The following is a 12,095-nucleotide window of genomic DNA, read 5'->3' as shown; positions in this document are numbered from 1 at the left end:
CTTCTTTCACCTTGGCAACCTGTGCCGGGACCGCGATTTTTCTTATTGGATCGGTGAAATTTAGAAATGCATATTTTCAAGGATTATGTGTTATGCTTTCTGTCATTGCTTTGGTGATTTTAAGCTATCCTTTGTAAAACTGTATTATTACCGAACCTTTTACCCAGAAAATCCTTTTGGGTATATAGTTTTACCTTTCACCCTTGCGATCACTATGCACTTCAACCCAAACCGTTTTTTCTCTTCAGTATTCGTACTCTTTTTTGGGTTGGCATTGGTTTCATGCTCAGAGAAAAAAGTCGAAACTACCCAGGCTGAAGCCATTTCAGCAAAAACTCCTGAATCGAAATCTGATGAGAAAATCATTCTTTTTTATGGAAATAGTTTGACGGCAGCATACGGAATCGATCCAGAAGATGGTTTTGCAGGCTTGACTCAACAACGAATTGACAGCCTTGGAATGAATTACAAAGTGATCAATGGCGGGCTATCAGGCGAAACTACTGCAGGTGGACTAAGCCGATTGGATTGGTTTCTGGAAGATAAGCCAGACGTATTTGTGCTGGAACTTGGAGGAAATGACGGCTTGCGTGGAATCAACCTTACTGAGACTAAAAGCAACTTGATCAAAATCATAGAAAAGGTCAGATCAAAATACCCGGACACCAAAATTATTTTGGCAGGAATGCAGATTCCTCCTAATATGGGACAGGAATATGCAAGTGAATTTACTGCCATGTATCCTGCTGTCGCAGAAGAGAAAGACGTGACTCTGATTCCTTTTCTCCTGGAAAATGTAGGCGGAATTCCTGAGCTAAATCTCCCTGACGGCATTCACCCTACCGAAGAAGGGCATCAGATTGTATTTGAGACGATATGGCCTTATATCGAGAATAAGATGTAATTGGAATTTTCTACATTATGTATGGCCGCAATTACACCAGTTGCCTAATTTTCTAAGTATATCTAGCCGCATGCTTTTATTTCAGTCCAAAATAGATCCGAAGGATTGAAACAATTCATAACCCTCGGCAGATCCGGGGGTAAAGCAAATAAAACAAAAAAGAAGCCCTGAAAGGGCGAAACTTCACAATTTCACCCTTTCAGGGCTATACGGCCGCGATTTGTTCTCTTCCCTGCATTGCGCAAAGGGTTATAAATGGTTTGGCTTCTTCGGAACTATCTATAAGGGGGGTTTTGAAATTTTATAGAAAAATCTAGTTTTGCCAAATTTTATACTGGTTCCATCTCAATACTGCTACCATTGAGGGTGAATCTACTGAAGTAGAATTTTAAGAGACAAAGAGTTATTCATCTCCTTCATTACTGAACTTGAGCTTTTAGTTTTTCCTACCAATAATCTTCCAGAGGAAACTCTAATTAAAGAATTGATTGATAATTACCGTATCATTTAATTTAATCATGAAATCAAAAAACCAGCTATTGAAATCAGAAGAAGCACTAAGTTGAAATTACCTGACTCCTTTGTTGCAGCTACTTCAGTTTTTTTTAAATATACCGCTGGTATCATCAGATAAAGGTTTTAATAAACTCAAATTAGCGAATACGCTACTAATGGATCTTGAGTAATCGAACTTTCTATATCATTTTTACAGCTTAACATTCATTTCTACTTGCCTCAATATCCTATTTATTTCCTTGATAATTTTTTTAAGCTATCTTAAAGAGTTCTTAAATCTTTTTATAAATGAGCTTTCAAATTAAATCTTCCGGAGATTCTTACGATGTTATAATTGTAGGATCTGGAGCAGGCGGCGGAATGGCCTCCAAAATCCTTTCAGAGGCCGGACTCTCAGTTGCAATAGTAGAAGCTGGCGGGGATTTTGACCCTGCCAAAGAAGCCGATCGCACCCAACTCAGGCCACCTTGGGAATCTCCACGAAGAGGAGCTGGAACTCAAATCCGTCCTTTTGGAGATTTTGACGCAGCAATTGGTGGCTGGGAAATCGAAGGAGAACCGTATACACGAAAGGACGGCTCCGAGTTCGACTGGTTCCGATCCAGAATGGTCGGCGGCAGAACCAATCACTGGGGAAGAATTTCTCTTCGCTTTGGCCCCAATGATTTTAAGAGAGCAAGCATAGACGGTTTGGGAGACGACTGGCCAATTGGCTATGACGATGTCAAGCCATACTATGATAAAGTAGATAAATTGATCGGTGTTTACGGCTCCAAAGAAGGAATTTACAATGAACCTGATGGTTTTTTCCTCCCTCCTCCCAAACCTAGACTTCACGAACTATACCTGAAAAAAGGAGCTACCAGCGCCAGCATCCCAATGATTCCGTCTAGGCTTTCCATACTCACGAGGCCAATCAATAAAGATCGTGGGGTTTGTTTTTTCTGCCGTCAATGCAACAGAGCATGTCAGGTTTACGCGGATTTCTCGGCTGGAACATGTCTTGTCCATCCAGCCATGAAGCAGGGAAAAGTAGATCTTTTCACCCACAGTATGGTTAGAAAAGTCACCACGGATGATTCTGGCAAAGCAACAGGTGTTTCTTTTGTCAATGTAAAAGACATGAAGGAATACAAACTGCAGTCCAGCGTAGTCGTACTTGGTGCATCAGCCTGTGAGACTTCACGGATCATGCTGAACTCCAAGTCAAAGACACATCCAAACGGAATCGGCAATAGCTCAGGTGTATTGGGGCATTTCCTGCATGATTCTACAGGAGCAAGCAGATCAGGAATCATCCCAGACATGATGGGACGCGAGCGCTACAATGAAGACGGCACAGGTGGAATGCACATGTACACGCCTTGGTGGCTGGATAATAAGAAACTTGATTTTGCGAGAGGCTATCACATAGAATATGGTGGGGGCATGGGCCAGCCTGGCTATGGCGCTGGCGGTAATATGGAGTCCATGAGAAAATACATCACGGATGAATTTGGCAAACCAAGTCCGAATGGTGGCTATGGTCAAGGATTGAAAAAGGACATTCGCCAAATCTATGGCTCCACTGTGGGTATGTCTGGTCGGGGAGAAAGCGTACCAAGATTTGACAACTATTGCGAAATTGATCCTGCTGTCGTAGACAAATTTGGTATTCCTGTTCTTCGATTCAATTACAAATGGACGGATCAGGAAATCAACCAAGCCAAGCACATGCAGGACACTTTTGAAGAAATCCTGACCGGATCCGGAGCACAATTATTAGGAACCAAACCTGGAGCCGATTCGCTCTATGGACTTGCCGCTCCCGGAAGAATCATTCACGAAGTTGGGACGGCCAGAATGGGCAACGACCCAAAAACCTCGGTGCTCAATTCCAATTCCCAAGCGCATGACTGCAAAAACCTATTTGTGGTGGATGCAGGATCATTTGTGTCCCAAGCGGATAAAAACCCGACCTGGACAATCTTAGCCTTGAGTTGGAGAACTTCAGATTTCATCGTCTCAGAACTCAAAAAGAAAAACATTTAAGCCATGAACAGAAGAGAAAACCTCAAATTACTCTTTACCGGCACATTCAGTACGGGATTAATACTTACCGGGTGTTCACCTGAAGAGCAGGCTTCACCAGAAAATGCACTGTTATCCGGCGGCACAATTGGCGGTAGAACTGACGAAGAAATCCAACGTGACAAAGAATTGTTTTCTGAAACCTTTTTCACTGATACAGAGCGAAAAAAGCTAAGCACATTGGTGGATATCATTATGCCAAAAGACGATGAATCACCTGCTGCGTCTGAAATCGGCGTGGTGGATTTCATGGAGTTTATGATGAAAGATCAGCCGGGAAATCAAACCCGTATGCGTGGTGGACTGATGTGGCTGGATTACGAGGCAGACGAGAAATTTGGCAAAGCATTCAATGAACTAAGTGAATCAGAAGTGATGGGGATTGTGGATGAGGTAGCTTGGCCAGACACTGCAAAACCTGATTATGAAGGTGGCGTTCGCTGGTTCAACGCGCTCAGAAATCTAACCTGCTCAGGTTATTTCTCTACGGAAGCCGGCTGGAAATACATGGGCTATGTAGGCAACACCCCAAATGCTTGGGATGGAGTTCCTCAGGAAGTGATGGATAAGCATGGATTCCAGCTGGAAAAAAAATATCTGCCGGTATATCTCAAGCCTGAAGATCGGGGCCGGGTAGCCGAATGGGATGCAGACGGAAATCTGACTTAACTCTACCAATCTCCAGACCATAAGCACCTTCAATAATTATTTTTGGAGGTGCTTTTTTTTAACAAAATTTTAGTTTTTAAAGAGTGGCGCAGCCGCATTCTTGATAGGTTTTTTTTATCTTGATAGAAAATCGCATCCATGAAAAAATACCTTCCACTCTGTTTCGCTTTGATTTTTGCGGGTTTTGGTTGTTCAGCGCCTGAAAAATCCACTGATTCAAAAATACCGGCACTCCATCTGGAAATCTTAGACTCTCTGGACTTGCAGATGCTTGGAGATCCTTTGATCACGTCCGTGAGTGAGTCGGGAGATTCATTTTTATTCTATGATTTCGCTTCGGGAGATATTATACTCACTGATAAGGATGGAAAAGTTCAGAGTCAATTCAACAAAAGCGAGGATACGCCAGATTCCTACGAATTTATGGTGGAAGCACCTGGATTTGTGGGTGAAGATCAATTAGCGATTGTAGGTATGGCTGGAATCTTCCTTTACGATAAGGCTGGAAATATGATCAAAAAAATCAACCACCCTGAGTCTCTTGGTGGAGGTGGTTTTATGGCTTTCCCAGGCAAATCTGTGGAAACAATTGCTCTGAATGGCCAAACCTACTTGGTGACGCGATCCCTGCGCTCAAGAGACACCTATCCCGGTGAACAGAAATACTATGATACTTTTAAGCATTTGGAGCTTGTGGATATAGAACAGGAAAGTTCCATCGAAATCATTCCTTTTGAGCAAAATAGTCGCTTTTTGGATGGAATGGGTTATTATGAAAGTGATTTTTGGCCAGCCTTGGAAGCAAATGACGACAAACTTTACCTCGCGCTGGCAGGCGAGCCTACCCTGTATCGGTACAGTTTGAGTCCTGAAGGAGCAACCTTAGATACCCTTATCAACCTTACTATTCCTGGTTTTGCAGGGATTGAAGGCACATCCAGAGCTGAGTTTGCAGAAGGCACCGTTATGCTCAATGGCAGCACTTCTTCCATCCAAAACATTCATGTTTTAGGAGACAAACTGATTCTCAATTATTATGGAGGAATCTCCACAGAAGACAATGAGGCGCTCTCGAAGCTTTACGATGAGAACAAAATGGAAGAAGCGGAGGAATTATATGTCAAATTGGATAGCCAAGTATCAAGAGGGATGTTGGTTTTTGATCTGGATAGCTTGACCTTCTTGGGAAATCTGTCACTTCCCGAAAATGCTGATCTGGAGTCTTTTGCTTCCGGAGGAGGATATTTATGGATGCAGAAAAACAGAAGTGTGGAAGAGGAGGAGGATTTTTTGAGGATTTATAAAGTGAAATTGATTGAGAAATGAAATACATCCAATTTTTAGCCGTGGGGGCAATTGCGAGCTTTTTTGCCTGCTCATCTTCGGAAAACACCAAAGAAGAAGTATCAGCAGGCTCCAATGAATGGGAACTTCAAATCGTTGACTCTATTCAGGTGGATTATTTGGGAAGTGTAAATGGAGGTGAATTCAGGAATGGTAAAGGTGTAATTTTTGATTTCAAGACAAATGGACTAATTGAATTCGATAAAACTGGAAAAATCTTAAATCAGCATACTTATCCTAAGGAAGGTCCCGGGGCAGTACTTTATCCTACAAGCCAACGGTACTCAGATTCTGGCAAGCTATTCGGGATGAGTTTTATGAGTTGGCTGTACGAATTCAACTCAGACCTAACTTTAAAACGTGAGATAACGCTACCCTTTCCAACAGAGTCACATGATGGTTCAAGTTTTGCCCGCACATTAGAACTGTATAAAGACGACTTGATTCTGTGGTATCCAGGCAGAGATGGAGTAAATCCTTATGACCCTTTCTTTTTCAGAGACAACTATTTATTGGAAAAGGTCAACCTCAAAACAGGAGAGGCAGAGCCAATTATACGTATTGCCCCCACCTCCCGCTATGCATCAGACAAGTATTATGAGCGCGCTAGAGTCATTTTTGGTATAGTTGGTGACAACCTCTATTTAACCTTAACCAAGGAACCAAAAATCTACAGTTATGATCTATCTAAAAATGGGGCATATGTGAAAACGCTTGAATTCAATCCTAGTAAGTTTTTGGATAACGGTGAGCATTCTAAAGAAAATGAATCCGTTTCTGGGGTTAAAATGATAGATGGTCGTATAGATAGCTTTTACCCTTGCGAAGATGGCTTTGCTGTAATCTATACGGAAGGCATTGAAGAAGATATTTTTGCTCAATACGAATTAAAAAAACCCGAAAACTTCCCATTATATCCTGAGCATCAGCGGAGAATTATCAAAATAATGAACACTGATTCTGTCTGGTCAAACGAGATCGTCATCCCTAACCGCATTAGTCATATCCTGAATATAGAATCAATCTCAAAACCCTTTTACGCACTCAGAAATGATGAATACATAGGCGAAGAACAGGATTATCTTACTTTTTATAAACTTCAATTGGTACATAAATGAAAGCTATTTCAGCACTTCCAGGCGCAATTTGTATTGTATTCTTCTCCTGTTCGTCTGAAAAAAATTCAGACGCAGTCCACCTTCCTGATTACGAGTTTGTAATTGTGGATTCTTTACAAGTGGATCACTTAGGCTCACTCGCTTTATTGGATATACACGAAGAAAAAGAGCTTTTTTTATTTTCATCAGGAGATGACAACAGGCTATTTCTCACCAATCAATCTGGAGAAATAATTAGCACATTTGAAGAGCCTGGAGATTCACCTACAGCGTTTGGAAGCAAAACAGGCTCAGGAACATTTGTCGGAGACCAGATCGTGATCATGGGAAGGACGCGGTTTGCTATTTATGATCTTGATTTCAATTTCCAACACGGATTCAAGTTAGGCTACCCGAGTTCTGGAATGTTTTATTTAAGTTTTGACCATTTGCAGCCTGCCATTCAAAATGGAAAGGCTAAGCTAGTTGCCTTCACAGGTGGAGCACAGACAGAAGCTTCTTCCAATCAACCCGAATATTACAGCGAGTACAACACCTTTGATCTCATAGATTTGGATAGCGGCACATTCACGCCGGTCTTACCATTTCATCCCAAAAGTCGCTTTCTATCTGGAAAGGCTTTTGACTTCATCGCTCCTATCTATCAAGTCAATGGAAATGAAGTCTCATTTGTACATAAGCGAGACAGCTTACTTTACACCTATAATCTAGACCAACCTGATTCATTTACTGCTACCAGAATCCCTTTTGATGATTTCATTATGAAGGAAGGCTATCCCATGAAGGGGAAAATAGATTACGAGACACCTAGCGGCAGAGAAGGTATGATCCAATCCTATTTCAAAGTTGGCGATCTAAATCTCGTCATCTACTACTCAGGTATCAAACTCGAAAACATGCCCGATATGACGTTGGAAATAGATTCTCTTGTTAAGGTGTTTGGAAAGCTCAATCCTGAGAAATGGCTAGTGTTGGATGATGCTGGTCATAGTTCAGCTCCCCGAGCTACCTATGATAAGTTTAGGCCATCCCGAGTTGACTCAGAGGGAAATCTCTGGGCAATGCAGAACACTTACATTCTCGATGAAGAACCGGACCTAGTGACCTATTATAAACTGAAACTTGTTCAAAAATGAGATATATAACTCGCCTATTCTTTTTCACCTTTACGCTCAGCATCCTAGCCTGCTCAGGTGAGAAAGAAGAAACCAAAGCCGCCACTCCTATTGCTGAGCAGAGCTTTGAATTCGAAATCTATGATTCGCTCGTGGTGGACTACCTCGGGAATTTAGCCTTGATGGACATCAGTCCTGATGGAAATACTTTTTTACTTCAAGATGGCAATACCAATACATTTCTGCTAAGTAACGAGTCCGGAGAACTTCTCAATCAATACAAATTAAGAGGCGCGGGGCCAAATGAGTATAATGAAAACCCGTTGGGAAAAGCCAAATTCCTCAACGACCGAGAGTTTCTGATTCCCACCACAGGAGGTATTTACAGTTATGACATTGACGGTAAACTTGAAAAAAAATATGATCTTGATTTCAAGTGTGCTCCACAGTTATTGATTGGTGGTGCAGATAATTTAATGGTTAATGGAAATCAGATTTACACCACTACTCCAGGTCGTGGCACCGATGAATATGGTTCACTGGGTATCGAATTCCAAGAAAAATCTCAGCAAATTGAAATCCTCAATCTTGAAAATGAGAAATATTCTCCTGCAATTCCGTTTCCTACAACTTCCAAATTTAACAGCAAAGAAAAAGCTTATCCCGGACTATCTTTTTACACCAATATTAGCCTAAGGGCAGACACACTTTACCTTAGTTTTCGCAATGAGCCTAAAATCTTTGCTTACCACATTTCAGATCTTGAAAAATTGGCGTCAACGAAAACCATTCCTTTCCCAACATTTCGAGAGGATGAGCCCAAGGATGACAAGACACCAGATTCATTTGACATCAAAGATATCTTCGTAGGAACTATAAATCGAGTAATTCCCATGTAAGACCATCATTTTCTAGTGGATTACCTTTCTGGCTTGACGGACGAGCAATATAACCAAGCCAATGCTAATGCAGGAGAAGAAATGAGCAAGCTTTGGGGTGAAACAGAAAAATTGAATGAGGGCGGTACTGTGCTATTCGATGGAAAAGAAATAAGTCAACTGATTACCAAACCCGAAATTCTGGGGAATTTAAACAAGTACATTTCCAAAGACGAAATCTGGTTTTCGCTTAATTTCTCTGAAGCTGAAAAAGACTACTCGGTGATTTATAAAACAAGACTGGTCGCTAAATAAATGTAATATCATTACTAAAAACATTCGTTACGCAAAGTGAGAGTAGTATGGATCAAGTCCAGTTTCTGGAAGAGCAGGATAACTAAAACTTCCAATACTAAGCTTTGTCCTCTTTGTTACTTTGTGGTGAAAAATCGTAGCTATTGGAATTTCAGCATAAAGTCATAAAGGAAACAAAGAATCCGGTCTGCGTTCAATGAGAATTCATATGTAGGATAAAACTGTTATGTGATTCAATTTTTTCTACCTAAACATTCTAATAACTCACTTTTAAGTCCTGCTTCTGGAGAAGCAGGACAAGTAAAAGACCTGCGCCCTCTGCGAAAAACTCCGTGTCCTTCGTGGTAAAAACCCCATAAAAAAGCCCGACTGAAATCATCAATCGGGCTTTTTTAAACTACCTAAAATCGCTTAGAACAATCTAAAACCTACCGAAAGAATCCACTGATTCATCCGCTGATCTGTTTTGAAGTTCCCGACATTTCCAGAGAATTTATCCAAAGAGCTCTCGTATTTAGCATCAATAATCAGATTGCCTATATCCAATCCCAGCCCAGCTTGATAGCCTAAAGTTGCGCTCTTAAAGTCAACGTCCTGCACAGTTTCGGCAGCATCTCTGATCTCCGAGTTCACATTAATACTCGCTATTGGTCCAGCCTGAATCCTAAGAAAATTGAACATCTTAAAACCCAGCATCACCGGGATGTCCACTCGATTGAAATCCGCATCATATTCCTTGATAGGCTGATCATCTCCATCAAAAGTAAATTGCCCTTGGGTCTGAGTGTACAGAACTTCAGGTTGAAGATACAATCCGCCCAAGTCTATGCGGGCAAAAATACCCACATGATAACCGTATTTGGATTCTCCGTTTTTGAATTGATCACTTTTGAGATCCAGTTCGGTTTGGCTTAGCCCTACTTTTGGACCTAAAGAAAAACCTTGTGAGTAACTTGTCAACGCAAATGCCAACAGAGCAAAAGATAAAATGAGTTTTTTCATGGTTATTGGTTTAGTAAACTTTGTAACGACAGATTTTAAGAAAAATTAGCAATTCCTTTGCCAATAGGGAAAATTAGGAACTACATAGAAGGCTTAATGTGAAAGTAAAAAGTCAGAAGTGATCAGTCTAAGGAACCAATCCACAGTACGATGGCCTAATCCATACGGTAGATCCCATTTATAAAAGTTGGAATTGAGCTGTGCCCAGCTGTCCAGCTGTTCGAGATTTGCAATCTCAAACCCCTATCATAGGATTTGTAATCCCTCTTCCACTTGATAAGCCATCAGTCAAAAAATAGCATCACACCTTTTTGACGAAGCGTTATATCTTTGCTTGACATTGATCCTGCCAAAATAAAAAACAATGAAAACCTTATTTAAAGGGTTCAAACCTCAGGCTATAGATGAAGCGTTTCTAGGGGAAGCATGTCCGACGAGGTCAAATCTATATTAAAGCGATTTTGCTAACCTGGAATAGCTGCGTACTCTGCGTGAACTCCGCGGTTTACAAAAAACATTATACCGAGGAAATTCATAGCGCCGTACCTAAAGGCACGGCTCGAAACTATCTGATCATTCTATCTTTCTACCCATAGTTTGTCCCTAAAGGAACGCATAAACTTGGCCGTGGTCTTTGTATGAGAGAATACTCACCCCGCTGGGAAGAAAATCTTTATAGAATCGATTTGCTAAACTGAAATAGCTGCGTACTCTGCGTGAACTCCGCGGTTAAAACAGACTTCCTTTTCTATTCATTCACAACCAAGTAACTCTTAAGCAGCTTGGGCAGTACCAAACACACCCACCAAATTAAGAATTAGCAAAATAATCACGATTGGACAAATCCATTTTACAAAGAAAATCCAACCTACCCTGACAGGCCCCTTAAAACCTGGTGCTCCTAGTTTGAGTTCATCTGCATAATCTGAGATCTTGGAAGCCCAACCCGTATAAAGTGCAAGCATCAAACAAATGACAATCACGGCAAACGTACCAAATACAAAGTCCATTATCCCGAAGAACCCTTCGAGCTTATTTCCAAAGAAATTGATATGTAAATTGGCAAAGAAGGTACCGGGAATCTGAGATAAAGCGGAGGGAACAGAAAGTACCATTGCAGCCAGACCAATTGTCCATGTAGCGCGTTTTCTCCCCCACTTTCTATCATCGATCATATAAGCTACCGGTACTTCAAGCATGGAAATAGTGGAGGTCAACGCCGCAACCATCAGAAGTATAAAGAAAAGAGCTCCTACTATATGACCACCTGGCATCGCCGCAAAAACTTTTGGTAATACATCAAAAACCAAGGCTGGCCCAGCTGCAGGATCCTTGCCCGGAAGCAAAGCAAATAGGGCAGGAAACACCATCAATCCACCTAGTAAAGCGACTGAAGTATCCATCCCAGCAATCCATCCCGCAGATTGTCCAATGTTTGATTTTTTAGGCAAATAAGACCCAAAAGTGATCATCAAACCCCAACCTACAGACATAGAAAAGAAGGCTTGACCAAGTGCCTGAAGCACTACTGCTCCATTGATTTTGGAGAAATCTGGCTTCAAATAATATTCTATTCCAGCGCCTGCCCCTTCTAGCGTTACAGCTCTACCGGCAATGAAAATAATGATGATAAACAATACAGGCATCAGAAATTTTGATGCCTTCTCGATACCTCCAGATACTCCACCCAAGACAATCAGTATGGTCATCAAAATAAATAAGAACGTCAGAGGAATAACATACAATGGTGTCTGCACAAACTCTGCAAAATCTACCGGGACGTTGATTATTTCAGTAATAATATATCCTACTGTCCACCCTGCAATCACTGAATAGTAGCTAAAAACGAAGAAACAAACTAGCACACAAAGTACACCAGCAAGCTGCCAGAACTTATTCCCCCCTGTATCTCGGATCGCTCCAATCGGGTTTTTACCTGATTTTCTACCTAGGGCAATTTCATTTAATAATAATGGTAATGCGATAAGTACTACACAAACTATATAGACAAATACGAACGCACCGCCTCCATTCTGACCAACTAAATATGGGAATCTCCATATATTCCCAAGACCTACGGCAGATCCAGCTGCGGCCATGATGAATCCCAGACTAGAACCAAATTCGCCTCTTTCTTCGGTATCGTTGCTAACTGCCATAAATT

10 protein-coding genes are annotated in these 12,095 nt (G+C 41.4%); 8 read left to right on the top strand and 2 right to left on the bottom strand.

All coding sequences use genetic code 11. From position 1 onward, the window contains the following. The first annotated feature begins 214 nt into the window (after positions 1-214). The 8 genes from BVH04_RS12505 to BVH04_RS12470 all read left to right on the top strand — a co-directional run bounded on the left by BVH04_RS12505 (position 215) and on the right by BVH04_RS12470 (position 8,929). The gene (locus BVH04_RS12505) at positions 215-904 is read left to right on the top strand and encodes an arylesterase (RefSeq protein WP_086541813.1); all 690 of its coding nucleotides are present in this window, start codon (positions 215-217) and stop codon (positions 902-904) included. A gap of 804 nt (positions 905-1,708) precedes the next feature. Then, positions 1,709-3,451: a GMC oxidoreductase gene (locus BVH04_RS12500; protein WP_086541812.1), complete on the top strand. Its 1,743-nt coding sequence runs from the start codon at positions 1,709-1,711 to the stop codon at positions 3,449-3,451. A 3-nt stretch (positions 3,452-3,454) separates the two neighbouring features. Then, positions 3,455-4,159: a gluconate 2-dehydrogenase subunit 3 family protein gene (locus tag BVH04_RS12495; protein ID WP_086541811.1), complete on the top strand. Its 705-nt coding sequence runs from the start codon at positions 3,455-3,457 to the stop codon at positions 4,157-4,159. Positions 4,160-4,297: 138 nt separating this feature from the next. Then, entirely contained in the window at positions 4,298-5,485 is a 1,188-nt protein-coding gene (locus BVH04_RS12490) for a hypothetical protein (protein ID WP_086541810.1), read from the top strand. Further along, positions 5,482-6,621: a hypothetical protein gene (locus tag BVH04_RS12485; RefSeq protein WP_086541809.1), complete on the top strand. Its 1,140-nt coding sequence runs from the start codon at positions 5,482-5,484 to the stop codon at positions 6,619-6,621. Before BVH04_RS12490 ends, BVH04_RS12485 begins: the two co-directional genes overlap by 4 nt. Beyond that, positions 6,618-7,757 (top strand): hypothetical protein, encoded by a 1,140-nt coding sequence (locus tag BVH04_RS12480; protein ID WP_086541808.1) that lies wholly within the window; start codon positions 6,618-6,620, stop codon positions 7,755-7,757. Before BVH04_RS12485 ends, BVH04_RS12480 begins: the two co-directional genes overlap by 4 nt. Beyond that, a complete protein-coding gene (locus tag BVH04_RS12475; protein ID WP_086541807.1) occupies positions 7,754-8,635 on the top strand; it encodes a hypothetical protein in 882 nt (293 codons plus the stop codon). Before BVH04_RS12480 ends, BVH04_RS12475 begins: the two co-directional genes overlap by 4 nt. A 15-nt stretch (positions 8,636-8,650) precedes the next feature. Then, complete coding sequence (locus BVH04_RS12470; protein WP_086541806.1) at positions 8,651-8,929, top strand: hypothetical protein; 279 nt, start codon at positions 8,651-8,653, stop codon at positions 8,927-8,929. 411 nt (positions 8,930-9,340) lie between these two features. Here BVH04_RS12470 and BVH04_RS12465 read toward each other — a convergent pair whose 3' ends face one another. Both BVH04_RS12465 and BVH04_RS12460 read right to left on the bottom strand, forming a co-directional pair. After that, positions 9,341-9,931: a porin family protein gene (locus BVH04_RS12465; protein ID WP_086541805.1), complete on the bottom strand. Its 591-nt coding sequence runs from the start codon at positions 9,929-9,931 to the stop codon at positions 9,341-9,343. Between the two features lie 773 nt (positions 9,932-10,704). Beyond that, positions 10,705-12,090 (bottom strand): sodium-dependent transporter, encoded by a 1,386-nt coding sequence (locus BVH04_RS12460; RefSeq protein ID WP_086541804.1) that lies wholly within the window; start codon positions 12,088-12,090, stop codon positions 10,705-10,707. Positions 12,091-12,095: the final 5 nt, after the last annotated feature.

It is taken from the genome of Algoriphagus antarcticus (assembly GCF_002150685.1).
In the GTDB taxonomy this organism is placed as follows: domain Bacteria; phylum Bacteroidota; class Bacteroidia; order Cytophagales; family Cyclobacteriaceae; genus Algoriphagus; species Algoriphagus antarcticus.
The sequence above is the reverse complement of the archived record's forward strand: the minus strand, read 5'-3'. Positions and strand labels throughout refer to the sequence as shown.

Coding starts and splice junctions, on each gene's coding strand:
- BVH04_RS12505 (WP_086541813.1), top strand. CDS start 215: ATGCACTTCAACCCAAACCGTTTTTTCTCTTCAGTATTCGTACTCTTT.
- BVH04_RS12500 (WP_086541812.1), top strand. CDS start 1,709: ATGAGCTTTCAAATTAAATCTTCCGGAGATTCTTACGATGTTATAATT.
- BVH04_RS12495 (WP_086541811.1), top strand. CDS start 3,455: ATGAACAGAAGAGAAAACCTCAAATTACTCTTTACCGGCACATTCAGT.
- BVH04_RS12490 (WP_086541810.1), top strand. CDS start 4,298: ATGAAAAAATACCTTCCACTCTGTTTCGCTTTGATTTTTGCGGGTTTT.
- BVH04_RS12485 (WP_086541809.1), top strand. CDS start 5,482: ATGAAATACATCCAATTTTTAGCCGTGGGGGCAATTGCGAGCTTTTTT.
- BVH04_RS12480 (WP_086541808.1), top strand. CDS start 6,618: ATGAAAGCTATTTCAGCACTTCCAGGCGCAATTTGTATTGTATTCTTC.
- BVH04_RS12475 (WP_086541807.1), top strand. CDS start 7,754: ATGAGATATATAACTCGCCTATTCTTTTTCACCTTTACGCTCAGCATC.
- BVH04_RS12465 (WP_086541805.1), bottom strand. CDS start 9,931: ATGAAAAAACTCATTTTATCTTTTGCTCTGTTGGCATTTGCGTTGACA.
- BVH04_RS12460 (WP_086541804.1), bottom strand. CDS start 12,090: ATGGCAGTTAGCAACGATACCGAAGAAAGAGGCGAATTTGGTTCTAGT.